At 46.8% G+C, this 23,387-nt stretch carries 33 protein-coding genes and 1 pseudogene; 8 read left to right on the forward strand and 26 right to left on the reverse strand.

Annotated features, from left to right (window positions below):
* Positions 1–2: 2 nt before the first annotated feature.
* From RHD99_RS14775 to RHD99_RS14790, 4 genes are read right to left on the reverse strand one after another with little or no spacing between them, the layout of a single operon-like run.
* A complete protein-coding gene (locus tag RHD99_RS14775; RefSeq protein WP_309874862.1) occupies positions 3–278 on the reverse strand; it encodes a DUF4222 domain-containing protein in 276 nt (91 codons plus the stop codon).
* Entirely contained in the window at positions 275–571 is a 297-nt protein-coding gene (locus RHD99_RS14780) for a hypothetical protein (RefSeq protein WP_309874864.1), read from the reverse strand. Before RHD99_RS14780 ends, RHD99_RS14775 begins: the two co-directional genes overlap by 4 nt.
* Complete coding sequence (locus tag RHD99_RS14785; protein WP_309874865.1) at positions 564–752, reverse strand: hypothetical protein; 189 nt, start codon at positions 750–752, stop codon at positions 564–566. Before RHD99_RS14785 ends, RHD99_RS14780 begins: the two co-directional genes overlap by 8 nt.
* Positions 745–933 (reverse strand): host cell division inhibitor Icd-like protein, encoded by a 189-nt coding sequence (locus tag RHD99_RS14790; RefSeq protein WP_309874867.1) that lies wholly within the window; start codon positions 931–933, stop codon positions 745–747. The genes RHD99_RS14785 and RHD99_RS14790 overlap by 8 nt, the downstream gene beginning before the upstream one ends.
* Before the next feature lie 132 nt (positions 934–1,065).
* Between RHD99_RS14790 and RHD99_RS14795 the strand changes: the two genes are divergently transcribed.
* Positions 1,066–1,260, forward strand: coding sequence for a YlcI/YnfO family protein (locus RHD99_RS14795; RefSeq protein ID WP_309874869.1), 195 nt, complete (start codon positions 1,066–1,068; stop codon positions 1,258–1,260).
* 21 nt (positions 1,261–1,281) lie between these two features.
* Positions 1,282–2,631 carry a hypothetical protein gene (locus RHD99_RS14800; RefSeq protein WP_309874871.1) on the forward strand — a complete coding sequence of 450 codons (1,350 nt, stop codon included), beginning with the start codon at positions 1,282–1,284 and terminating at the stop codon, positions 2,629–2,631.
* 84 nt (positions 2,632–2,715) lie between these two features.
* Here the strand turns inward: RHD99_RS14800 and RHD99_RS14805 are convergent, their stop codons facing one another.
* From RHD99_RS14805 to RHD99_RS14820, 4 genes and pseudogenes are all read right to left on the reverse strand, one after another.
* Entirely contained in the window at positions 2,716–2,934 is a 219-nt protein-coding gene (locus tag RHD99_RS14805; RefSeq protein ID WP_309874873.1) for a helix-turn-helix transcriptional regulator, read from the reverse strand.
* The gene (locus tag RHD99_RS14810) at positions 2,927–4,159 is read right to left on the reverse strand and encodes a tyrosine-type recombinase/integrase (protein ID WP_309874875.1); all 1,233 of its coding nucleotides are present in this window, start codon (positions 4,157–4,159) and stop codon (positions 2,927–2,929) included. Before RHD99_RS14810 ends, RHD99_RS14805 begins: the two co-directional genes overlap by 8 nt.
* Before the next feature lie 167 nt (positions 4,160–4,326).
* Positions 4,327–5,313: pseudogene (locus RHD99_RS14815) on the reverse strand (phage terminase large subunit family protein); the annotation flags it as partial.
* Positions 5,285–5,929, reverse strand: a complete 645-nt coding sequence (locus tag RHD99_RS14820; protein ID WP_309874877.1) for a terminase small subunit — start codon at positions 5,927–5,929, stop codon at positions 5,285–5,287. The gene RHD99_RS14820 and the pseudogene RHD99_RS14815, both read right to left, overlap by 29 nt.
* Before the next feature lie 109 nt (positions 5,930–6,038).
* On the opposite strand from RHD99_RS14820, the gene RHD99_RS14825 reads away from it, so the two are divergent.
* A complete protein-coding gene (locus RHD99_RS14825; RefSeq protein ID WP_255459280.1) occupies positions 6,039–6,164 on the forward strand; it encodes a hypothetical protein in 126 nt (41 codons plus the stop codon).
* A 400-nt stretch (positions 6,165–6,564) separates the two neighbouring features.
* Here the strand turns inward: RHD99_RS14825 and RHD99_RS14830 are convergent, their stop codons facing one another.
* The 7 genes from RHD99_RS14830 to RHD99_RS14860 all read right to left on the reverse strand — a co-directional run bounded on the left by RHD99_RS14830 (position 6,565) and on the right by RHD99_RS14860 (position 10,870).
* Complete coding sequence (locus RHD99_RS14830) at positions 6,565–7,050, reverse strand: lysis protein (protein WP_309874879.1); 486 nt, start codon at positions 7,048–7,050, stop codon at positions 6,565–6,567.
* Complete coding sequence (locus tag RHD99_RS14835; protein WP_309874881.1) at positions 7,047–7,661, reverse strand: glycoside hydrolase family 19 protein; 615 nt, start codon at positions 7,659–7,661, stop codon at positions 7,047–7,049. The genes RHD99_RS14830 and RHD99_RS14835 overlap by 4 nt, the downstream gene beginning before the upstream one ends.
* Positions 7,662–7,830: 169 nt before the next feature.
* On the reverse strand, positions 7,831–8,103 hold the full coding sequence (locus RHD99_RS14840) for a phage holin family protein (RefSeq protein ID WP_309874883.1): 273 nt from the start codon (positions 8,101–8,103) through the stop codon (positions 7,831–7,833).
* Positions 8,100–8,492 (reverse strand): putative holin, encoded by a 393-nt coding sequence (locus tag RHD99_RS14845; protein ID WP_183271827.1) that lies wholly within the window; start codon positions 8,490–8,492, stop codon positions 8,100–8,102. The genes RHD99_RS14840 and RHD99_RS14845 overlap by 4 nt, the downstream gene beginning before the upstream one ends.
* Before the next feature lie 231 nt (positions 8,493–8,723).
* Positions 8,724–9,806 carry a DNA-methyltransferase gene (locus RHD99_RS14850; protein ID WP_309874884.1) on the reverse strand — a complete coding sequence of 361 codons (1,083 nt, stop codon included), beginning with the start codon at positions 9,804–9,806 and terminating at the stop codon, positions 8,724–8,726.
* A gap of 151 nt (positions 9,807–9,957) precedes the next feature.
* Entirely contained in the window at positions 9,958–10,158 is a 201-nt protein-coding gene (locus RHD99_RS14855; RefSeq protein ID WP_309874885.1) for a hypothetical protein, read from the reverse strand.
* A 517-nt stretch (positions 10,159–10,675) separates the two neighbouring features.
* Positions 10,676–10,870 (reverse strand): hypothetical protein, encoded by a 195-nt coding sequence (locus RHD99_RS14860; RefSeq protein ID WP_309874886.1) that lies wholly within the window; start codon positions 10,868–10,870, stop codon positions 10,676–10,678.
* A gap of 873 nt (positions 10,871–11,743) precedes the next feature.
* Between RHD99_RS14860 and RHD99_RS14865 the strand changes: the two genes are divergently transcribed.
* Together RHD99_RS14865 and RHD99_RS14870 are read left to right on the forward strand one after the other, a co-directional pair.
* A complete protein-coding gene (locus tag RHD99_RS14865; protein WP_309874887.1) occupies positions 11,744–12,625 on the forward strand; it encodes an LAPAL motif-containing putative phage structural protein in 882 nt (293 codons plus the stop codon).
* Between the two features lie 263 nt (positions 12,626–12,888).
* Positions 12,889–13,299 (forward strand): hypothetical protein, encoded by a 411-nt coding sequence (locus tag RHD99_RS14870; protein ID WP_309874888.1) that lies wholly within the window; start codon positions 12,889–12,891, stop codon positions 13,297–13,299.
* Between the two features lie 65 nt (positions 13,300–13,364).
* Here the strand turns inward: RHD99_RS14870 and RHD99_RS14875 are convergent, their stop codons facing one another.
* The 10 genes from RHD99_RS14875 to RHD99_RS14920 form a co-directional block, all read right to left on the reverse strand.
* Positions 13,365–13,727, reverse strand: a complete 363-nt coding sequence (locus RHD99_RS14875) for an antiterminator Q family protein (protein WP_309874889.1) — start codon at positions 13,725–13,727, stop codon at positions 13,365–13,367.
* A gap of 17 nt (positions 13,728–13,744) precedes the next feature.
* The gene (locus tag RHD99_RS14880) at positions 13,745–14,740 is read right to left on the reverse strand and encodes a DUF968 domain-containing protein (protein WP_309874891.1); all 996 of its coding nucleotides are present in this window, start codon (positions 14,738–14,740) and stop codon (positions 13,745–13,747) included.
* The gene (locus tag RHD99_RS14885) at positions 14,737–16,629 is read right to left on the reverse strand and encodes a DNA cytosine methyltransferase (RefSeq protein ID WP_309874893.1); all 1,893 of its coding nucleotides are present in this window, start codon (positions 16,627–16,629) and stop codon (positions 14,737–14,739) included. Before RHD99_RS14885 ends, RHD99_RS14880 begins: the two co-directional genes overlap by 4 nt.
* Complete coding sequence (locus RHD99_RS14890; RefSeq protein WP_309874895.1) at positions 16,622–17,503, reverse strand: phage N-6-adenine-methyltransferase; 882 nt, start codon at positions 17,501–17,503, stop codon at positions 16,622–16,624. Before RHD99_RS14890 ends, RHD99_RS14885 begins: the two co-directional genes overlap by 8 nt.
* The gene (locus RHD99_RS14895; protein WP_309874897.1) at positions 17,500–17,988 is read right to left on the reverse strand and encodes a hypothetical protein; all 489 of its coding nucleotides are present in this window, start codon (positions 17,986–17,988) and stop codon (positions 17,500–17,502) included. The genes RHD99_RS14890 and RHD99_RS14895 overlap by 4 nt, the downstream gene beginning before the upstream one ends.
* Positions 17,985–19,121 (reverse strand): conserved phage C-terminal domain-containing protein, encoded by a 1,137-nt coding sequence (locus RHD99_RS14900; protein ID WP_309874898.1) that lies wholly within the window; start codon positions 19,119–19,121, stop codon positions 17,985–17,987. Before RHD99_RS14900 ends, RHD99_RS14895 begins: the two co-directional genes overlap by 4 nt.
* Positions 19,118–19,297, reverse strand: a complete 180-nt coding sequence (locus RHD99_RS14905; protein WP_309874901.1) for a DUF4222 domain-containing protein — start codon at positions 19,295–19,297, stop codon at positions 19,118–19,120. The genes RHD99_RS14900 and RHD99_RS14905 overlap by 4 nt, the downstream gene beginning before the upstream one ends.
* Before the next feature lies 1 nt (position 19,298).
* A complete protein-coding gene (locus tag RHD99_RS14910; RefSeq protein ID WP_309874903.1) occupies positions 19,299–19,937 on the reverse strand; it encodes a phage antirepressor KilAC domain-containing protein in 639 nt (212 codons plus the stop codon).
* Positions 19,938–20,239: 302 nt separating this feature from the next.
* Positions 20,240–20,701, reverse strand: coding sequence for a YmfL family putative regulatory protein (locus tag RHD99_RS14915; protein WP_309874905.1), 462 nt, complete (start codon positions 20,699–20,701; stop codon positions 20,240–20,242).
* Between the two features lie 19 nt (positions 20,702–20,720).
* Positions 20,721–20,990 carry a helix-turn-helix domain-containing protein gene (locus RHD99_RS14920; RefSeq protein WP_309874908.1) on the reverse strand — a complete coding sequence of 90 codons (270 nt, stop codon included), beginning with the start codon at positions 20,988–20,990 and terminating at the stop codon, positions 20,721–20,723.
* 97 nt (positions 20,991–21,087) lie between these two features.
* On the opposite strand from RHD99_RS14920, the gene RHD99_RS14925 reads away from it, so the two are divergent.
* Positions 21,088–21,783, forward strand: a complete 696-nt coding sequence (locus RHD99_RS14925; RefSeq protein WP_309874910.1) for an XRE family transcriptional regulator — start codon at positions 21,088–21,090, stop codon at positions 21,781–21,783.
* 254 nt (positions 21,784–22,037) lie between these two features.
* Here RHD99_RS14925 and RHD99_RS14930 read toward each other — a convergent pair whose 3' ends face one another.
* Positions 22,038–22,553 carry a hypothetical protein gene (locus RHD99_RS14930; protein WP_309874911.1) on the reverse strand — a complete coding sequence of 172 codons (516 nt, stop codon included), beginning with the start codon at positions 22,551–22,553 and terminating at the stop codon, positions 22,038–22,040.
* Position 22,554: 1 nt separating this feature from the next.
* Between RHD99_RS14930 and RHD99_RS14935 the strand changes: the two genes are divergently transcribed.
* The gene (locus tag RHD99_RS14935) at positions 22,555–22,689 is read left to right on the forward strand and encodes a hypothetical protein (RefSeq protein WP_309874914.1); all 135 of its coding nucleotides are present in this window, start codon (positions 22,555–22,557) and stop codon (positions 22,687–22,689) included.
* A 268-nt stretch (positions 22,690–22,957) separates the two neighbouring features.
* Positions 22,958–23,329, forward strand: coding sequence for a YfdP family phage-associated protein (locus RHD99_RS14940; RefSeq protein ID WP_309874916.1), 372 nt, complete (start codon positions 22,958–22,960; stop codon positions 23,327–23,329).
* Positions 23,330–23,387: the final 58 nt, after the last annotated feature.

A 23,387-nucleotide genomic window follows, 5' to 3' on the forward strand; every position in this document is an offset into this window, starting at 1 on the left:
TTTCACTGTTTCGCCCTCCCCGCTGTGATCAGCTCTCTCAGCTTCTGGATTTTCTCGGCGGCATTATTTGCCTTGTGCCATTCACTGAACGTCTGACGCTTTACCGGGCTGAATTCACTTTCAAAACGTGCAGCCGGGAAAACACACTCCCCTGAATAGCCAGTACGAACAAAGCAGATGCGGTTATGAGATACGCTTTTCACTGTTACATGCTCACCGCGCTTATCTTTGAAAATATCGCCAGGCAGGATCTGATTGCTTTTGATTGGGTAGCTCATAGCTTTCTCCCCTGGTTACGCTTTGCAAATTCAAGATCCTCATGAGCGGCATCAATACCTTCAATCAAAGCGGTCGTGGTCTGTAACATCAGGCCTATGGTACGAAGGCATGCCTCAGCGTCCTCGCCTTCAATACGTTCATTACCGCTAGCCGCCCAAAACATCAGGTCACCAATAGCACCAAGCCCTGCGATGAGGTTTTCTTTAGTTACAGAGGCAACGTTGCAGTATTGCTCCACATCTGCACGGCTGGCGTTGTGCATACTCTTTATTAATGAGGATGGGCTAAGCATGTTGCACCTCGCTAGCTGCTTTCAGTTCGCGAACGCGAGTCAAAACAATATCAACCAGTTCGAAAATTATTTGGCGTCCTTGCTCACTTTCACTGTTCAAATACAGAGATGCTGAAAGCAAAGCCTCTATGCACCGCAACTCATCTTCAATATCGACATACGCCCAGTTGATACTACCCATAGCGAACCTCCTGTACTGGCAGACGGCCAGCGAAGACCATCACGCAGCCAGCCGGGGATAACTCACGGGCTTCGTGTTCAGTAGTGGCGTTGATGTGAATGATATTGCGCCCTAAAGCACTCAGTGCCAGAAAACGCCATGTGAATTTAGGGTGAGTTTGGGTATGCTGTTTATCAGCCATAACTGTTACTCCGATTAACGGTTTGGTTAGACGCCTCGGCAGTGTTCCCGCACTTCGAGGCGTTGTTTTTAAGTACACCACCATGCTAATGTATGTACCTATTAATGGGAATCTTATAAAATAGGTACACACATGTCAACGGTTATTCAAAGAGATAAACAGCCCAAAGGCGCAGGGAAAGCTCCGGCATTTCAGATACGGATTCCCCCTGAACTAAAAGACCAAATGAATGAAGCCGCTGCACGTGAAGGCATGAGTCTGGGAAACTGGATAAAAGAATTAGCGCGAGCTGAATTAATAAAACAAGGAATTACCCCCAAAGGTTAATAATTTCATTGGAGTAAATAAATGCTAAATAACATGAAGTTATTGGAAATAAATAAAGAACAGTTCGAAATTTATTCCTATGGCCGTTATCCATATGTCAAAACTTTTTCCGAAGAAATTTGTTGGTTTAAATTTGAAGAGAATGAAATCACACTCTTAGCAACGATTGTATATTGTAAAATCGATAAAGATTTTAATGCTATTTTTTTAGGCAGAGATTTAAACAAAAAATTCCGAGCTATAAAGGTAATGGTCTCTTTCGAATCAAAGGATGATTTGATTTCCGAAATGAATGCCTGTATACCTCAATTGCTTTCACAGCATAACAATGGTTTATTTATGCAAGGCGATGAGGCATCAGAAACATTTTCTATTTTCCTATCAAAAGTCCCTGATCACAAAAAGAATATATATCTTAAAATGCTACTTGAAGAACCAAAACACTACCCTGCTTACATTGTAATGCAGGAATTAGCTTACTGGTTTAAAGATCCCGATGGAATATTTATACGAGATTTTCAGAGCGCATCATTCAATTCAAGATTATTCGAGTTATACCTAAATGCTATTTTTTACGAAATGGATTTTGAGATAAATAGAAGCCATGCTCAACCAGACTACATGATATCTAAATCTGGTATCGAAATTGCTGTTGAAGCAGTAACAATTGGTGAAATGGAGGAGCCTGCAAACAAACTCATCTTGGATGAACAAGGGTTTGAAAACCTCCAATCCTATGTTAAACAACAAATGCCATTTAAATTTGCTCGCACCTTATTAAATAAAGTTAGACATAGGCCTGAACCATTAAAACTATGTTACTGGGAGCTGGAGCACACTCAAGACAAACCATTCATGATCGCAATTCACGATTATTCAAGACGGATGTCAATGAGTTTTTCTATGCCCGCACTTCAAAGTTATCTTTATGGAATGGACTCTGAATCAGGAACTCGAATCGAGCAACATTATTTTGAGAGTAGAAGTATTCAGTCTAACTTTTTTGGGTCAAAAAAAAATGAGAATGTTTCAGCCATCCTACTAGCCACAAATGCTACCATTCCTAAATTCGACAGAATGGGAATAATAGCTGGAATTGAACAACACAACGTTAAAACGCTCATTCGCGGGGTAAAAACTGATGATGATTGTACACCGATTCCATTTATTGCTGATGTAAGTGACCCCTCATATGAAGAGCCATGGTGCACTGCGGCATACATGTTTCACAATCCAAACGCATTGAAACCTATTTACCCAGGCTTATTCCCAAATGTCGTTCATGTTTTTTTAGAACATGGGGAATTGTTACAATACTACCCTCCAAATTACATTCTTACATCAACGACACAAGTGTTTGAGTTTGAATAAAATATATCCTATGGGATAAAACCCATAGGTTTCATAAGTGAACAAGCCACTTTCAAATCACATCTGAATCGCATCGCGTCGTCTTTATTTAATTTTAGTGGCTTCTCGTTGTTTATCCAACCAGCTTTTAACATCATCAGGATACCAAGCATTTCGCCTCCCTATCTTAAAAGGTTGCAGAAAATCGTTACGCTGATCTTTAATAAAAGCATAAAAAGCACTCATTGCCTCATAACGAAGCTCAGCCATTACTTCCTTTGTAAACATTATATTTGCATTCATATCTATATTAACCTCAGTCATTAACTACTTTTAAACCTTTGAAACCATTGGAACGTTTAACGATACCTTTTCTTGCAGAATCAATAAAATCGCCAATCCATTGCATCACTATTTTTCTTTGTTCAAAGTACGTTGTTCTATTATAAACCCCGCGAATTGCATCACTATTTTTATGCGCCAACGCCGCTTCAATAACATCTGGATTAAACCCTTCTTCATTCAATAGTGTACTCCACATGGCACGAAACCCATGAGCAGTAGCCACACCAGCGAAAGGTCCCTCCAGAAAATATTTGTGCCGTAAAGCTTTAGATATAGCTTGCTGTGGTTTTCTATCTGAATAGAAAACAAACTCACCATATTTATGTTTTCTCATTTCATTAAGGATAAACATGGCCTGACTTGATAATGGAACAACATGCTCCCTCCCTGTTTTCATTCTTTCTGCTGGTATAATCCATTCCTTATTTTGAACGTTAATCTCAGCCCACCTCGCTTCACGCGCTTCCCGTGGCCTAACCATAGTTAATATTTGAAATAGAAGGGAGTTTTTCATAGCCACATAATCATGACCATCCCACCACACGAGAAAAGCCGGCAGTTGTTCTAAGGGTAATGCTGCCAATGGCGTATCTTTTTTAACTGCAAATGCTTTTTTTATTTTTGATAGTGGATTGCCGCTTATCAATCCAATATTTACACAATAATTCATAATTTCATTTAACTTAGAAATTATTTTCATCTGAATAGCTGGCCTGTCATTATATTTACCCAATGAGTGAATAACGCCAGGTGCCTTTATCGTATTAATATTCTCATGACCAATTAAAGGAATGATGTGTCTCTTGACGATAAATTCTATCGTATCTTTTGTTGACTGCCTTAATTGGCTGCCCATTTTTAATTCGAGCCAGTTAAGTGCAACACTCTTCACGTTCTGAAGATGTTTAGCCCTCACCTCAGCCCGTTTTTCATTTCTATGTTCTGAAGGATCAACTCCTCTCGAAAGCATCCTTCTAAGCTCTTCGCGCACTTCCCTTGCTTCCGTTAGAGTAAAATAGGGAAAACGCCCAATTGTATATGTCTGACGTCGCTTGGTTACTGGGTGTGGATATCTATACCGCCAAGATTTTCCGCCAGCCTTTGATACATACAAAAGCAGACCGAAACCATCGTGCAAGGAATAATCTTTTTCTCTCGGCCTTGCGTTTTTGACTTCCGAGGCGGTGAGCGGTTTTATAGACATGGTAACTCCATCAAACTGACTTAATTCTGGGGCCATTTCTAGTCCCATTTATTCGATAAATAAAGATAAAAGGGGGTAAAACAAAAGTAATAGAGGATGATTAATTCAGCATATCTTTATGAAATCGATAACAAACATAAAAAAACATCACAAAACAATGACTACTATGCACTCCAGATATGAAAGGCGATATTTTTCGGAGGGGCGATTTCGTAACCAGCTGAACTCAGCCAACGAATACCATCCTCAGTCCGGATACCGGTGTAATCGCACACATAACGTGCACCTGTGTAATCCAGCTCATGCTGGCGAATAACGCAGCCGTTATGCTCGCAAAGGTAATAAACGCTGTCCGGCTGCCCCCTGTCCCACTTGAAACCAAAGGGAGTGTCTTTTTCGCCGAATTTTAGGTGCTGATACTGCTCGCAGTGCGGGCACCGGATTTGAAAACGCATCATATGTGGCGATTCACTGGCCGCCTTCTCCATCTGGCACTGACCTTTGATTTTCGGTGTGGAGCCACGAATACTTTTTGGCCAGACAGAGCCTTCAACACGTTTATCGCCCAGCGATATTGGGGAACCTTCGCCTTCGATATCATTGTCAAACGATGACAGCTCATCAAACGCCACCACGTCTACAGATTTGGCGCGGTAGTTTTTGGCTGACTTCCCCCCAAGGCAGCGCAGGCTTCTGCCGTTACTGAAACTTTTCAGGGTAATGGTGTTGTCTTTGTGCTTTTTGCCATACCAGGGCGCGAGGGCCAGTAACGGAGGGACGTCGCGGATAGTCGGCGTCACATCCACTTTCATGAAGTCTTTTGCATCATCGTCTGTCGGGAGCCAGGTGATAATGCTTCGCTGTTTGTGGGCGATGAAATACGCCTGCACGCCGAAGAGCATTTTTGAATAACCAACACGCGCGGACTTAATCAGGTTTACGCGTTGAACATCGTCCGACCCCATCGTATTAATAATGGCTTTCTGGTATGGAAGGGTTTCCCACCGCCCTTCCTGATAGTTATTTTCCTTTGGCAGATAGTAATGCTCATCCACCCATTCGACGGCTGTCAGCTCTTCGGGTTTGAATAATCCGATCAGCCCATCGTTAACAGCGACGCCGATGTTATTTATCAGTGCTGTTGAGGTATTCATTTAGTAGAGAGGGAACCAGGTCTCCGGTTTTGGCAGCGATATTACGCGCCTTGATGATTTCATTTTTCAGGTGGTCAATGTGCCGTTTTTCCAGCCCCGGAAATTTCCGCTGATAAGCCAGAGGAATGGTGTCGAGAATGCTGGCCACTTCCCCGGTGATTTTAATCAACACGAAAGTGCAAAATGCCGTATCGACCAGTAATGCCTCTTTCCGGGCGTTTTCTCTTTCCAGTTCGTCAGCCTGCGCTTTGAGTAAACGGTGGCGTTCGAACTTGATGTCTTCGTCAAGTTCTTCCCCGGTACTTTCTTTTTTTTGGGCATCGCCCTGATACAACAACCGGTTATTCAGCACACTTCGGACGTCGTATAACGCTTCTCGCCCCCGCCTTTCTGATGGTTCAACACCCCATTTATCAAAGGCTTGCACTGAAATATGCAGACTGGCAGCCATGTCTTTTTTGTTGAGGTAAATGCTCATGAAAGTGCTCTTTTCAGGGGGCTGGTTGGTGTATTTTTTTGCGAAAGCCGCGCACCGCAAGGGCTGGAGGGAAACAACTAAACAACAACCAGCTTTCTCAGAAATTTTCGTAAATAGCGGGAGCCTGCGGGTATACATCCCCTCAGTGCGCGCAGGCGCCTGGGAGGACCCGCGCACCATTACGGACAGCCGCGTATGGTGCAGCGATGTCACTGTGATAAGTTGAGAACAAAAGAAGGAGCATTACATGAAATTATTGAGTCTGGTTTGCCTCATCTTTGTTCTGGCGTCCTGCTCCAGTGGGGTTGGCGTTGGCGCAACAGGTGGTAACAGCGGCATGGCTATTGGAGTTGGTTCAGGCATTAGCTTCTGAATACATCTGGCTAACTGACATTGTCATGTCGCTGGTTATGCAGTCTGCGAGACAATTTGACTGTCATCGAGTAAATTTTAGGATAATGGCCGCATCAACTTGACCACGCAAAGAGTATGGTCTTAATGTAGGTAAAATTAGAAATAGCAGATCTTTCAAGAGACTTTATCCTCGGCCTGTTCGGGGATTTTTTTGCCTGTTATTCCAGTTGCACTTTATTCGGCTCTAATAATAAATAGCCATTGAATGAATTACGCCATTCCTGACGATGCATTTAATTCAATTGAGTGCGTTTTAAATCAGATGCATAGTGCGCACATTGACTATTTAGCAATATTTAATGCACCCCGGCTACTCAGGATTTCCCCTGTACCGGGGTTATTTTTTATCCATTTCACCGCTATCTTTGGATACCAGGCCTAAAACATTGCAGCCTGATGTAATCCTGCATCCCGGCAATCATTTTACTACTGGTTTCGATTCGCTCTCTGAGGGTGAAATAATCCCGTTGAGCGGCGTCAGTAAGTCGGGGGCTTGAAGCATCATCCACGCTGGTGGGGCTGGTGGTTGAAGACACACCTGAGCAGGTGGCTGCGAGGTGCAACCGCTTAGTGCCAGCACCAACATCACGCTGCAACTGTTCAATCGTCGCTTTGGCATTTTCCAGTTCTCCGGTGTATTTCGCATCTAGTGCAGCGACATCCTGCTGCAGAACGGTCATATCGTTGATAGTTTCCTGCCTACCATCAGCCAGCGTTTGAGCCGCGTCAGCGCGCCTTTCCTCGGCTTGATATTTTTGATGATAGTGTTGAACACCCCAAAGCAAAGAAGCCACCAGCGCGATTAACGTCAGTGGCTTCCAGAACGCTTTAATTATTGCTGTCATATTCCCAGCGCCGCCCTCGCCTTGTTATAGCGAGCCTGCCGGTCTGCCAGACCGTTTAAGCCTCCATTGATAATGCGAGTGACACGGTTGATATCTGCCCCATAGACCATGCAAAATTTTGAAGTGTAGAACCAAGCAGCCGAGCGTGCCGCATGCAGATCCTGTTCCAGTTGTTCGGGTGTTGATACCAGGTCGAGCTTAAGTGCTGTGCCGCAGTTGCGGTAATTATCCAGACCCGTGATTTGAATCAGTCCACGACCGCGATACTTCCAGCCGTCTCCTGCTGATTTATTTCCGAGACGATTAGAGTAAACGAGGTTAGCGATAGCATCTTGACGGGCTGCGTGTACTGTCGTTCTTCCCAATGCATCCGCTTGCTGTTGCGTGATACGTTTGCCGAACGTTGCCACCAGCGCAACAGGGGTATAATTGAGGTTCTCTACCAAGGCATTGAATCCACCTGATTCATGGCCGATTTGAGCAATAAACATCGCCTGATCGGCAGGTGCAGTAATGCCAAATTCACGCATTGCCTCAGCTACCGGCTGAAACCAGCGCGCAGCTAATCCGGCGCTTATATCAGCCGCCCTCTGGAATTGTTGTTGGTTCAAAATGGCCCCAGCTATCACAAAGTTAAAATAATGTTAATAATGCAAAAGCATTAGATTGTGAGTTTTTGCTTTCTGTATTACATATGAATGGTGTGTCTATAAAAAAGATATTTACTGCTGTGTTTGAATTCATCCCGGTGTTGCGGAGTCGCATCGTCGGGATTTCTTTTTATCTCCGCCCTGTGATATTCCCTCTCGAGTTCAGCATCACCAGCAGAAGGATGAAGTTAACAATGACTTCAGAACGGTCCGCTATATCGTAATTACCAACCCAGACGCGGATAGGTATTGAGATGAGAGCAATCATCGCCAGCCAGGCAATGAAAGAATAAAAGGGTTTATGTCGGGAGTTGCGACGCTGATATGACGCGATAACAATGACTATCAGCGTCGCAATAACAGCATTCGCCTGTAACCAGATATTTGCCAGGTCAATTGTCATTTCCCCTCCTCAGCAGCTGCTCGCTTCTCCAGCCGTGATTTGTACATAAGGACAAAAGTAATCATGACCGCAGCTGCCACCAGCGCGCCGACCGATTCAGGGATGGGAATGGCCTCAGTGCCTGGCGCTAACTTCCCCAGCGTGGAGCTCAGTGTGGCGTTAAGAATGGCGGTCATATACTTCGCGCCAATAAGCCCACATAAGAATGAAGCCAGGCCAAATAACAGCTTTTCCCACCAGCGCAGGTTTCTCGATGTCAGCACATACAGCGTCGCACCAGCAAACGCGCCGAGAATAACCCCGGCATCAGTGTTGGCCCATAGCCCTGCGAATGTCACTGTAGTCACTGCAACATGAGCCGCCGCAGTGCCGGAAATAGGTTCGGACACTCGGCCCTCCAGAAATAAAAGGCTGCCATGAGGCAGCCATTGGAACGGATGTTAAATTCGATTTATTAGAATTAACATAACAACTCATAATTAGCGTGCGTTGCATATACTGGATTTGTCAGTTAACTCGCTGACTTTAGCGTACTAGATTTGTAATGATTAGGTTTCTCCTTTAAGCCAGATATCCTCCCCCGATATCTGGCTTCTTTATTTACCTTTCCTCTTTAACTGTTATTCGGTTGATTCAGACTTACTCTGCCGTACATCAACCAACCTGGCATACTGCCCAATCTCTTCTTTCGTTTGAGCAAACCTTTCAGCATCCAGCTCGACTCCTATTGCACGACGCCCTAGCTCTTTCGCTGCTTTGATTGTCGAGCCGGACCCCATAAAGAAGTCGGCCACCACATCGCCGGGTTTGCTGCTGGCGTTGATAATCTGCCGAAGCATGTCGGCTGGCTTTTCACATGGGTGCTTGCCTGGGTAGAACTGTACAGGCTTGTGTGTCCATACATCGGTGTATGGAACAGAGACTGAAACGGCAAACGGACGCCTGAGAGCTTTGAATTCACCCAGTAGATCAGAATATTTCCGGTTTAACGACTGCCAGGTTTCCACCAGCTGGTGGTGTGGTTTCTCCAGCTCGTTGCTCTGATGTTTGGTTATCGCGATCTGGCTGAAAAGCGCCTGAAGCTTCAGGTAATCAGCCTCATTCGGCAATTGCCACTGGCTGGCACCGAACCAGTGCGAAACCATGTTCTTCTTACCCGTGGCATCCGCCATCTGTTTTGACGTCACCCCCAGAGCTGCGCGTGCATTGCGGAAGTAATCAATCAGCGGTGCCAGAACGTGCTGTTTGGTATGGTTGCATTGCTCGGCGTAACTATCCAGTTTGTATGGTCCAGGGTAATGCTCTGCAAACAGAATGCGTTCAGTTGCCGGGAAGTAAGCGCGAAGGCTTTCCTTATTACACCCATTCCACCGTCCGGAAGGTTTCGCCCAGATGATGTGGTTCAGTACATTGAACCGATGACGCATCAGTAACTCAATATCAGCCGCCAACCGATGGCCACTGAACAGGTAGATGCTTCCGTTGGGTTTCATTACCCGCCAGAACTCAGCCAGGCACGTATCGAGCCACGAAAGATAATCAGCATCCCCCCGCCATTGGTTATCCCAGCCGTCTGGCTTCACCCTGAAATAAGGCGGATCGGTAACGATAAGGTCGACGGAATTATCAGGAAGGGAAGCGAGAACATGAAGGCAATCAGCGTTGAACAACTCAACACTGTTTAAATTTACAGTATTTTTCATAGATCAGTAAACGAGTCTCTGATAGGCTCACTTAGCTTTAGCGCTAAAGCGGTGGGCCTCGGTTCGCTTGTGACCTAACAGCATGAGCGAATGGCTGGTCGGGTGCTACAACACCCACCAGCCGCCCATTTTCAAAGCAAGGATCTGCCATTTAGTGGCAGCGTTTAAAGCTCTCTCCGTCAGTATCCTCTACCGCTAACCCAGCCATAACTAACTGAGTCAGTATCAACTGGCAGCGCCCCACACTTATGCGCATGAGGTTTGCCAGATATTCAACCGATTTCCAGTTTGCGTTACTCAGGCAGCTGTAGAGAATTCTGGCGGTATATGTCATACCTTGCTGTTTTAGCATGTCTTTTTACCCTTAATAATTGGTGTGACACACAGATAACTCTGGTTCGATAAAGCAGCAAGCTGAAAGGTTTGTATACCGGAGTGGAAGCGTATTTATTAAACTTCTGACATAAAAAAAACCCGTAAAGACGGGTTGTTTATTGCATTCGGCTGAGCGCTGGCGGGTGCGGCCGACAGGTTCGATAGTGCGATTCTGTGAAATCCACCAGCGCTCATGCGAATGCGCTTTCCAGTCACTCCGGGGAAACCCATCATCGCAGACTGAAAAGCTTTAATATGGACCGCCATCGAGGTCTTGAACCCCGCTCCCTACAACAAAATGGTCGCTTGCTCTTCCTGATGAGCTAATGGCGGATTGTGCTAATCCATTGAGGCGAGTGCCGCAACGGGCGCAGAGAATAAGTGAGACGCGGTGAGCGTGTAAATTAAATAGGGTATGCGAAAAATTGAAATTCGTAGAATTTCTGAAAACTCTAGTTTTTCTTACCCTGTCAGTTGGCAAGATACCAGGTTGCCTAACTCGATGGCTGCTCCAGTCGCGCACTTAATACTTCAATATCCGGACTATGGTCAATGTCCCGATCGCCATGCAAGGATACCCAATAACCTGGTAGCATTTTGCCAGTATCCAAATCTTCAACATCTGTTTTTACAAAGTATGCAATTCTGACTTGCCCTGCATACTGTATCCAGTAATAGCCTTCGTTCATCAGCTGTATCTCTAAGCAAGCAATGACTTGAGAATAGCATCTAAGGGATGTTTGTTTGTGCCGATGCTTCGATAATTAACAGATAAGCAGAGATTAAAAAGTCCCGGAGAGTACGAGACTTCAATGTTTAAGCGTTTGAGCTGGCGCCCATTATGATGGTGGTTGCAATCGGGGACTTAAAACCTCGACCGCACTCGTGTGGATAATGTCACGTAGTACGCCGAATAGCTCCCAACCACCGCTTACCCTCTCACCCGTTTCGAAGTCTTCAGCGTTCTGACTGAAGTAACGAGCTATCTGTACCTGCCCTTCAAATTGAATCCAGTAATAACCCTCTTCCATCATCTGTGTCTCTGTAGCTTTTGATAATGAAAGAATAGCATGTGTAATTTTTCAGGTTGAACCTAACTTGCTTAAAACATTGTCACATTTCGCCGTGACCGCGCCGGGGTTGCCGGAGTGCATTTATGGCTGTTTGATGCGCTAATCGGGTCGCCAACCCAAACTCAGTGATGCTTCACGCCACCTTTCCCTCACTACGTCGCCGTGGGAACCCGACCGTAGAAACGCCGTCGTCACGTTGCCAGAATTCAATCAGGCATTCATTACGGTCTATCCGCTTTGCTACTTCATTTTCGACCTCCAGAAACGACAAAACCCCGCCAAAGCGAGGTTTCTGGTTTGATAAGTGTTGTGTCGTTGTGACCACTCTTAACAGATTACAAGTGATTTTGCGGACCGCGTTAGTGATTTTTAAAAGAAAGGCATGTATTTTATCCACCTATAATTTATATCTGAAAACACAGTAATTTAACCGTCCCTTTAAGCATTTGTTTTAATAGGGTTTACCGGTTTATTCAAAAAGGGATTTAAATGCCTAAAACTACTTCGTTCAAGGTCTTTTATGATGCTGATGATAACGAACTTTCTCAGCATGCGATTGATGCAGAAGCTCTAGGTAATTCCATTTTGTCCATGACAAAACTAATAACGAAATCTGACGACCTTCTTAATGAAGGTAATAAGTCAATTAAAGTTTTAGTCTCGAATCCCGCAGAAGCTGGATCTTTGGGTGTTGCTTACACCATCATCGAATTGATTCCAGATGCTATTAATGTTCTAAAAACCCTTGGCATCACAGGTGTCGTAGGCGCAGCTGGTGGCGCAACAGCACTTTCATTGATTCGCCAATTGGGAAGTTCAAAAGTCATATCAATGACAAGAAAAGCCGATTCTGGTACTACAGTATTAGAGCTTGAAGGCGAGGAAATTGAGTGCCCAACAGCCGTTGCCGCTTTGGTAACAGATCCCACAATTCGTGATGCCCTGATCTCTGTAATCCAGAAACCTCTAGAAGGTAAGCAGGCTCCTGTTTTTAAGATCTTGAATGAAAACGAAGAAGAAGTTATCCGCTTAGAAGGCGTACAGACTGAAGAGATAAAACCTCTCCCAAGGGGCACGCTTTTAGAGAAGGAAGTTGACGAACGCGAAGTAAACGTAAAGTTTACCCAAGTTAACTTTCAGAGTGAGAAAGGGTGGCGCATGGAGTATAACGGTGAGGAACATGCTGTCCTGTTGAACGACCATGAATTTCTTGCCAAAGTTCGACATGCAGAAGGTGCAATCTCAAGTGACGATTTGTTCGCTGTAAATCTTGAGGTAACAAAGACATACTCTGCACGAAATGTTACTGAAAAGTATGTAGTGAAAAAAGTTATCAGACATCGTGCTGATGCCAGTAGACGTATAATTTAGAGAATCTTTATGTTAGCAGAGCAGGTTTTGCAATTGATTGGGTGGATTGGGGTGCTTTTTTGCCTCCCGACTCTCTATCGCTTTGCATATGCTGCATCTGGCTTGCTATGGCGAAAATTGTTTCCTACTCGTCGACTACGAATCACTTTAATCGATGAAGAAGCAAAGACTAAGCAAACCCTGTTCTTGAAGCTCAATCGTAAAGATGGCAGGAGCATGGTAAGAATACTAGATGATGCATTAGCCCAGTCAAAGGCTAAAACATGACTGAAGAAAAGAAGTCATTTCTTAATGGCAAAAGTGGGGCTGCTACAGGTGGTTTAGGTGCGTTGCTTACTACTTTAGTTCCAGCAATTCTTCCTGATGCTAATGATCCTTGGCGCCCCGCTTTGTATGCTCTTGCACCTCTTCTTTCTGCAATTATCACGTATTTTGCAAACTGGGTTATTAACCGTCATGGTTTAGAAACTCCTGCTGAGGCAGCGTTACGTAATAGGTACGAGCGGGACTTAAAAAATATTGATAAACAATTAGATGGCCCTGCTGATCGCATCTCTGAAGATTTCAGAAAGGAATTGTTAAAGGATAGAGAAATCACTATTCGTCAGCTTGTAAACATTGGAAAAACAGTGCAAGTGTCTGAGGCTGACTCTTCCAGCTCTGCGGCACCATAAAAAACTGCACCTGACTTAGTTGGGTGTCCAACTTTTGGGGTGCAGTCCAAAGCCGGGCATTACATTCATTCCATCTCTAGTCTTACATCAATCATTGATAAACAACCATCGATGAATCCTTCCGCCATTTGCATTTCAATTCTGATAATTTTTTCATCTTTTTTTCTAGCCTTTGCCATGCCCCGCTTAGAAACACGATAAATATAATGGGCAACTAGGAGAGAATGCTCATACGGTTTCTTCTTTTGTAGTCTTGTCATACAGCTTTCAATGATAAGTCCATCGTCATCGGTGCAGGACAATCTATTACTGCTTGATTGAGGTAGTAAGCCTTTGAAGCCAGCAGCAATATGAGAGTAATCCACCCCAGAGCTATCGCTTGCAGCCCAACAACCCCAACGCTCTAAAACCTTTTGCATATCACGCATCAATTTTCTCCATACACTTACGCTTTAACTATTACGCCAATGGCCATCACCCGATCCAGAAATCGAAAGACCAGCTCAAGCTGGGTTCCGTGCTTCTGTTCGAATGCGGCAACATCGGCATGCAATTCGTCGTGACACTCTCTGCACAGAGGGATCACAAACAGATCGTGGGCTTTTGTTGCTGTACCACCCATTCCATGCCCGATGATATGGTGGGGATCGTCAGCTGGCCGGCGGCAGCATTCGCACGGCTGCTGCTTTACCCAGCGGGTATATATCGCACTTTCCCAGCGGCGGCGCTTAGGCTTCAACATGTACGATTCCGGACTTTCTGGATCAGCTTTCAGCGCCAGCACTGGCTTTATCTTCTCTTGCACAATGCTGGTGGCCGGAAGTGAGGGCACAATGTCACTCTCTTTGTATACCGACAGAATCGGCTCTTCCGGCTTTCGCAACGCTTTACGAGCCATCCCTTCAGGCAGACAATCAACTAGGTCATAACGTATCGCCCACCAGCAAAGTTCTGGCAGCGTCAGTTGATGAGTGTCATCAAAACCAAGGTTACGCAGTGCTGAAGCAATGACGAATTCCACCACGTTCCGGTGCGCCAGATCCGCAAGTAATTCTGTCGCCTGCTCTCGCAACTTGTTATCGCAATGCCAGCAAACACGTATTGCACTGGGTGGATAAGGCATGATGACCATTTCCGGGTGGTGGTAATCACCTTGCGGATATTGACAACCATTCTCCCTAAGGAGGGAAGCGTTTAGAGTCGAAAGACCACCAGCAGCCTGAATCACCCGCTCATTGGTAAAGAAGGCTAACAGCGCCTTATCACCCGACAGCGGTTGTGACGCCGCCGGTACAATACCGGACGGCAAGTGCTGCAAATGCTCTGGAACACCTTCAATCAGCACGCGTCCCTGATGGAATAACGCCATCACATCAGAGCCTGGACGGAACAATGCAAGGCCGAGACGCGGGGCAATTTCAGGAGTAAGGATCACCCTCATGCCACCTCCCGTTGCTGAGCCGCGCATAGCTCAGGAAGATTGGCGCGAACCAGTGCTTCGGCAAACGGCGGAGGAACGGCATTACCACAGCGAGCAACCTGCTTGTCTTTTGCGTAACGGTTGCCGCGGTAGTCCTGGTCGATGATGTACCACTCAGGGAAGCCCTGGGCGAGATAGAGTTCATGCGGCTGCAGCATGCGCATGCCAATATCTACAATGCGATGCATAACCCCCTCTACTTCAACGAATTCGGAAGCATCTTCACCGCAATATTCACGAAGAAAATCACGCACTGATTCGGCGTGTGGATAGAAGATTTCAACACTGCTATCAGCCAGATACGTCTCAACTTTGCCAACATGCAAGCCACCAGCCGTTAAGCCAGGTGCTGGCGCGTCCACTACTCGCCCGTCTTTACAGGTACCGCGCAGCATCACCAAGTGGGATGTAACCAGTGCATGATGATCCACAGTTGTTACCGAATGCACTGGCTCATCAAGTGCGATGCCTGGCCCGGTATAATTCCCGCCGTAGTGTTTAGCCAGAAACGCGCTTGTAACAGCGAACTTGCCACCACCAGCAGTGACCGTCCCCAAAGGTTTTTCAAGCTGAAGAACTCGAGGAGACTGCCCAGGACGTTCGCCATAACCCATCTGGATGAGGGTTGCAGCACAGAGCTGGCTCTTTCCACCGCCACCAGCAGTGATTGTGCCATTCGGTTCTGAAACGGAATGCCCGACACTATTGCCAAACTGGCGGCCAATAAACGGTGCAATGCGCGCTTCAACGATGCCCAACGCATGACCATTCCCACCAGGACGCTTTGAAGTGCCGGCGGTTATTGTCGGTACCGGTTCGCGGCAATCCTGCCCCGTCGCGCCAGTTCTGAACTTGGTCAGGTGTGGTACCGCAATCGCATAACCATGGGTTTTGGTAATGGTCTGCAATGGTTCTGCCAGCGACTGCCCACGGAAACAGTCGTACCTGGTCCGCGTGCTGGTGTGGTTGCACTTCACGATGAACGGCGAAGCGCTGTCGATTACAAATCGCTGCACGCCACGTGCAATACGTTTCAGTGTATTGGTTGCCAACGGTCGTTTGCGCTCAAAGATACTCGGGCAATCCAGTGACCAGTCGATACATTCAGCAGCCGTGCGCCATGGTTTCAGCGTGCCGTTTATCACTCCCAATGATTTAGGGTCGCCGTGGGATACTTCAGGCCACGTTACTCGCTGGCCGTCACAACGCATCACCATGAAGAAGCGTTTACGAATAGTTGGTGCGCCGTAGTCGCATGCGCGCATTTCACGCGAATCAACCTCATACCCCAAACCATTAACCAGACGAAGTGCTTCACTGCTGTTCGGTGCGATACCGAGGAAATCACAAGCCTCAGTAAGTGCCGGATGTCCTGCATCAATACCAGCTCCCAGCATCCCCACGAATGCAGCAAAAGTTTCACCAGCACGTTTCGGATCAGGTCGCTGATCGCCATTATTATCAACCAGCAATGGCCCCCACGTTTTGAACTCTTCTACGTTCTCCAGCATCATTACGCGTGGACGAACCGCCAGCGCCCAGCGAAGCACAATCCAGGCAAGCCCACGGATCTCCCGCGCGACTGGCTTTGAGCCTTTCGCTTTGCTGAAATGACGGCAATCAGGTGAGAACCATGCCAGACCAACGGGATTGCCGGCGGTTGCTTGCTTCGGATCAATATCAAATACAGACTCGCAGTAGTGCAGCGTGTCGGGATGGTTGGTTTTATGCATAGCGATCGCGTTCACATCGTGGTTGATAGCAATGTCCACGCTACGCCCGATAGCCATTTCGATACCTGTGGAGGCTCCGCCGCCACCAGCAAAGTTATCAACGATAATTTCACGCACAGGCCACCCCCTGCATACTGGCTACCAGCCCACCAGCGACAGTAATAATTTCATTATTTGGCATACGCTCCAGCCAGAGCTGGTTGATGTGTGCTTTCAGCTTGTTCTGCTGCGCTGGCTCTATCGCATCAGCATCGGCCAGCTGGTCAAAAATAAGCCCTACTTCCAGTGGCCAGATGCGGGATTCCACTTCTGGTAGTTCGGCTGCCTGGCGTTCAGGAACCTTTTCCGCTGGTGGGGTGGCCATTCTTGCAGCAAACTGAGCCAACGCCATGAACGCCCGCCCTTTCGCTTCCAGATCGGTACGCTGGATATAGCTGAAACGCTCACCGCGCCAAGACTTATCAAACACCGCTATAGCACCAGCAAAGAACGCGCCGGTTGGTTGTTGTTTCTCATCAGCCGGTATGAACCAGGATGGCAGGTCAAATCCAATGCGCCCACGGATAAAGGCAATATGATCCGCACCATCAGGCCACCATGTTTCGCTAGTGGCGGCTTTAATCAGGAATACGTAACGTCCGCCCTTCTCTCGCATAGTCATTGCATGGTTGATGATGTGCGTCATTCCGGTAACAGCCTGCTTTTCGTGGTACTGAGAACGGCTGTATGGTGGGTTGGCAAATGCACCACCACCAAGTTCAGCGAGGCGTTCTGCCCAGTCCTGCGTCAGTGAGTTATCTTCTGCTGTGTACCAGGCTGGACATTTGGCGTTGCTATTGTCGGCAAACAAATCCAGAACCAGCGGGCCAAACATGGCATTAATACCCCAGAAAAGGTGATCTGGTGTGCGCCACTGATCGCCAACTTCTTTAAGCTCGTGAGCTGCCTTTGAACGAAGAGCCTCCAGGCTTTTGCAATATGTACTCGTCATACCAACCCCATTCCCACAAAGTGACCAGCCATCATTGAGTCATCTCCGGATGGCTTACATCCGCATTGATCCCGGTGACGAACAATTTTGTCGCGCAGCGTTGTTTCTGCTGTCACGTCGAGTAACTCCAGAAATGCCTGGTTTGCACGGCGTAATAGCCCTTTCTCCAGCAACGCTTCGGCTTTACTAAAGCGGCGTTCCCACTCTTCAGTGCTGATGGAGTGTTGTTTCGGCACCACTGCCGGAACATGGACAGGAACAGGTTTTGAAATGGAGGGAACAGTCTCGCCAGATGCGATGGTGTATGAGAAACGTTTATTGCTGGCCGTCTTACGGCTTACTTTTCCCTGCATCGTCAGGCGGGTAAGCGCCGAAGACACTGAGGAACGATCGACATCAGGAAGACTACTGACAACCGCAGAGATCTGAGTACCCGGGTTTTCACTGATGAAATTGAGGATCAAGTTTTGGATCTGCACTCTCATGCTGCTTCCCCCTGATTACCGCGCTGCGCCTGTTCTTTCCAGATAGCGTTCCAGCGGCTGATAGCAAACTCAGGACGCTGTTTGCGGAGGTTCGCCGTGCTGGCTGCTTTGCAAACGCGCTGCTCAAGTTCGCTTGGTTTGGTCTGCGAAATGGTACCGCTCATGTACCGGCGATATGCCGCATCACGTTCGGTTGTGTCGCCTGCTGGCACTTCCCCCGGTTTAACCCACTGACCGTTCACATTTTCAGGTCGTCCGGCAGCATCCCACTTGGTTGCAGACTGGAGATACCCCGGGAATTTGGCGTTCTGAAAAAGTGTCGCAGGACGCAGGTATTCAGCCATCTTGATATCAGCCCCCCACTTCGCCTGGCTGTAGTCCACAACCAGATTCAGATCGTCAACGGTGAAATTTTCTCCCAGACGGGCACGAATATTTTCCAGCGAAGATTTGCTGACCTGGTACCGTGAACCGGTCACTAGGTTCAGGTGGGAAAGAATCTGTTTAGCCTGATCAGTAATTTCAACTTCACGGTCGGTCTGCGCAGCAGGCTGACGAGAGTTATTTTTCTCCTGTGTAATCTTCTGAGTATTCTCTGTGTAATCTCCTGTAGGAAAGATTGCAGGATCCCCACAGGCTTGTTCGGGGGGTTCCCCCTTTCTTGTTTGCTGTGTTTCCACATTCTTGTTTGTGGCATCACCGCAATCTAGTTTGCGGGATTGCACCAATCCAGATTGCGGGGTTTCCACATTCTGGAAGTTCCCCAATCTGGTTTTGTCCTGGTTCACCTTTTTTGCAGGCTTAGTCGTTTCCAGCAGTAGAGTTTCAAGGCGTTCGGCATCAATACGGTAGTGCATGGTTGCAGGCACACCTCTGCGGTCTTCCTCCAGAACCCCCAGCGACACCAATCGCTTACGGGCTGTTTCCTGCTCATCACGGGTCAATGCTGTTTCAGAAGTGATATCTGCCTGAGTTTTGTACATCCATACGCCACCCATACGGTTATGCCAGTACACCATCTGAGAAAGAAAAACAGCAGCGACCGGACCTGCTTTCACCTTTCCAACCTTCAGCTTTGCAAAGGCCGGGTTGTAAGCTATTGGGCGATCAAGTAATTGAATCAGAGCGCTCACTTATCTATCCTCGTAAATCTGGCGCGGAAGATAATCAGCGGTGCCGCGCATTCCCATTCGTATCCAGGGCGACTGTAAATTACTCGCTGCTTGTCCTGGTCGTATCCGACAACATTCACGACGATACCGTGCTGATCCTTATAAAGACGATTGAGGGTCTGAACATTCTCGTCCATATCAGCCTCCCATCAGTTCAGAGGCGTAGCGTTCGGCTATCCACTGAACACCGCGTGGGGTGACTCGGGTCTGGGTATACACATGACCGAAATCAGAGGTGCCGGTTTTGACGGTAAAGAATCCTTCACGCTGGCGTAACGCATGTGGCAACAGGTTTCCGGACTGACGGAACAGCACCTTGTCACGCACCAGAGTGTCAATCATCGCCTTTTCAGGCATGTCCAGGATCTTCGCCGTCTCACGAAGGCTTTTATTCCCACCGGCTTCAACGTAATGCTCAACGAACGCCACTTTCGGCGCGTCCTGTTGGACTTTACTGAACAACTGCGCGTTTTGTTCTGCCATATCAGCAGCCAGGCGAAGCGCTTCAGAGAGGGATTGAGGTACTGCTGAATGGATTTCGAGTTCCTGCCACCTGTCAACCAGACGAGCGGTAAATTGAGGTGATAGCTGTGCGACGACTACATAGCTATCACGCTTACCAACTAAATACTCTTTATAGTCCTGACCATTCTGCGGGTGGGTGTACGCCGTTGGCGTATACCTCTGAATAGCCTCAGCAGCCATCAACCTTTCAATAGTTCTGCACACATCAACGTGACGTGATTCGACTAAGTCAGAAATTTCGCGGCTGCTCATAGTTACTGGTCCAGAATCAAATGCAGACATCAATGGAGAGATTGCAGTGTTATTTATTTGCTGAACCATTTAGCTGCCCTCCGATTAAATACCCCTACAATTCCAGATGCCCGCTTGTAGTTACATGAAACCCACTTCCCGCGTAACATGCGTTCATACCGAAACCAAGGAAAACCCGGTACAGGGATCATCCTAAGTTGCGGTAAATGACAATTTTCGGTTAAATTGATCATGCGGATTATTTCTCCATACACAACGTAGAGTTTTTCGCCAAGGCGCCCGGAGCTGCACACTCGCGGGCGTCACTTCTTTTTGCGCCCAAATAATGCGCAGATTGCACGTATCTCTTCTTCACGCGCAGCCAAGTGGCGACGGTGATGCAAAAGAATTTCTTCAGCTTCATTTTTTTCAATAACTCCATCTTCAAGCGCTTTTTCAATAATCTGATCGACCTGACCACGAGCGGCAGCTGTGCGCATTGCTTTAGTAAATAAATCAACACGATCCAAATCATCCAAATTCGGTACATCCACCAGTAGTGCCCCGCGTCTTTTGGCAAAGTAATCAGCCAGGGTAGCGGTCCCAGAAATGTCTTCCATCGCTTCAAGTTCAACCACTTCAAAGAAACGGCATCCGTTCTTTTCATATAGGTTGTTATTGAACTGAGTCATGGTCATACCCAACGCACCTGCCATAGCTTCACGTCCGCCAGGAATTGCTTTGCACATCACTTTCACTACTTCTTTAAGGCTCTGCTCTACCATCTTGTTTTCCCTTTGGTAGTTACTGGATGACTTTCTTTTCAGGTACTGTTTCTGCTGTGGAATCAGATTCCGTTGTAGTGAAGTTAGGGTATCGTTGTGGGTAGAAGATCTGCAGTTCGTTTATCAAACCGGAATAAAAATCTACAAGTTTCTCTGCTACCTCGAGAGAAGCTATTTGCTGCCCCCTTTCAATTCGACTTAGGTTTGCAGGGTCGATCTCGATAACAGCTGCAACTTGAGAAAGAGTATGACCTTGCGATTTGCGCAAGATTCTTAACGGTGATTGCATAAAGCCCCCTGTAATTGCGTAATACGCATATTAATGCGAACTTACGACTTGCGCAAGTTGCTTTGCACATCACGCAAAAACAGCTTGTAATAGGCGCATGAACATAGGAAACCGTATACGTGAACTTCGCATCGCGAAGGGAATGAAAATCTCTGACTTAGCTGAAGCTGTCGGCATCGACAGTGCTAATATTTCTCGGCTAGAAACAGGCAAACAGAAGTCATTTACTGAACAATCACTTACTAAATTTGCTGAAGCTTTAGGCGTGAGTGTTGCTCATCTCTTTACTCCCTCTGAAAATACAATTACTGTATATAAAAACAGTAATGTGAGTTCTAGTACAGGGGAGGAAAAAACCGTGTTCAGAGTCGATATTCTCGATGTGAATGCCAGCGCTGGCGGCGGTTTTATTCAGGGAAGCGACGTAATAGATGTGATCAGATCGATTGAATACAACAATGAACGAGCGATAGCTATGTTCGGTGGCAGAACACCAGATAGCGTCAAGGTAATCAACGTCCGTGGTGATAGCATGGCAGAGACCATTGAACCTGGCGATCTCTTATTTGTTGATGTTTCGGTTAATAGCTTTGATGGTGATGGCATTTACGTCTTTGGATTTGATGACAAAATCTATGTCAAGAGATTACAAATGATTCCAGATCAAATGCTGGTAATTTCTGACAACCCTAAGTACAGAGAGTGGACTATTGATAAATCTAATGAACATCGATTTTACGTGTTTGGCAAGGTAATGATTAGTCAATCCCAATCCTTCAAGCGACACGGATAGCATCCTCTCAAATAACTAACCGCCTAATTGGCGGTTTTTTTTCACCCATGCAATTGCGTTAATCGCAATTTATAACTTGCGTGAATCGCAATTATAATTTATCTTTTCCGCATCAACCGCGAACAGGCAGGACGCCCACGTAGTAGGCGTATGAAGATGGGGATGATTCGCAGACAACAAAAAAGCGCCCTACTGGACGCTTAGCTCTTTAACAATCTGGGTGCCCTAGAACAAGATCAGAATTTTAGCGATTGCTAACCGTTTCCATTTAGACCACGAGCAAGCTCTGAAAGTGATGGTGGTTCGACATAGTCAGCATTTTTACTCATGAATAATTTGATATCGCAAAGAAGGCACTTGCTCTTATGAAACTTATCTCCTTCGTCAACGATGACAGGCTGAAGAAGCGATACTTTTTTCTCAGAATAGCACTTTGGGCAAAGGTGCACCGTCACTTCGGCTCCATTCACAGTTACCTGTTTAGAGTAAACAAGCGCACCAGAATCAAGTTGGTTAAAACGGTAACTTTCTACCTGGCAACAAAAATTTTCATACTCACCAATTTTTGTTTTGAGAGATATCACCTCATCGTCACGAAGGCGAATCAAGTCGCCAAGAGCGAAACACTCGCCCTGAAGGGTGATTAGCTTAGTTTGAAACTCAACAGTTGCAGCTTTTACTTCAGCATCTGTTTTCGCGTCATTAATAACTTTGGCGAGACCAGCAGTCTCCTTTATAGCAGTCAAAGCCGCAGATAATTCAGCTATCACTATGAATACTCTTTTTGTTGTTGGGGATATCCAGATTAACGAATCCTTGTTGTTGGGGAATAACCAGGATGCACCGAGCCTGATGTGGATAAAAGACAGGCACGCAACGATGAGAGCATTGACGAGCAAGGTTTAATGTACGGTTCAATTCCAGACACCACGAATCAGTGGTAATGGGCAGAGAAAAGGTCCGTTCAACTCGGACTCCGGCAGTGCTCTCTTCGTTGTGGTGAATGCGGCTCAGCGCTCGCGGTGAAAGGCAAAACAACACGTCAGTATCGGTATAGGACATCGCTGGATGGTTAGCCGCCAGACAGCACCGGGAGGCACCCGGCACCACAACCTATTCGTGTGTATGGAGATTTCTAACTGGCAGTTGCAGCTGCCATTACGAGGGTAAAACGATGAGCAATGACCGCATGACTGTAGTGCCCGACTTTTTGGGTGAGCTGGATGCCGGCGTCTTCATGAACAAAATGGCCGCCGCATTGAATACCACCGCACTCGGCACGCTGAATAACGGTGGCAAGGGCAAAGTAATTATTACTCTAGATATTGAGCGCATGGGCAACTCTGTCGAAGAGAAGCGCGTCAAAATCAAGCACAAATTGCAGTACACCACTCCTACTCCACGCGGGAAGGCGACGGAAGAAGACACCACCGAAACCCCAATGTGGGTTAACCGTGGCGGCAAGCTCACCATCTTGCAGGAAGATCAGGGCAACCTTTTTAATTTGAAAGGTGAGCCAGACGCAAAGCTTCGGGCGGCTCAGTGAACCGCGAATGACTAATTCACTGCCATTACTTCTACCCATTTATTAATAAGGAATTTGT

Origin of the sequence: Buttiauxella selenatireducens (assembly GCF_031432975.1) — a bacterium.
GTDB lineage: Bacteria > Pseudomonadota > Gammaproteobacteria > Enterobacterales > Enterobacteriaceae > Buttiauxella > Buttiauxella selenatireducens.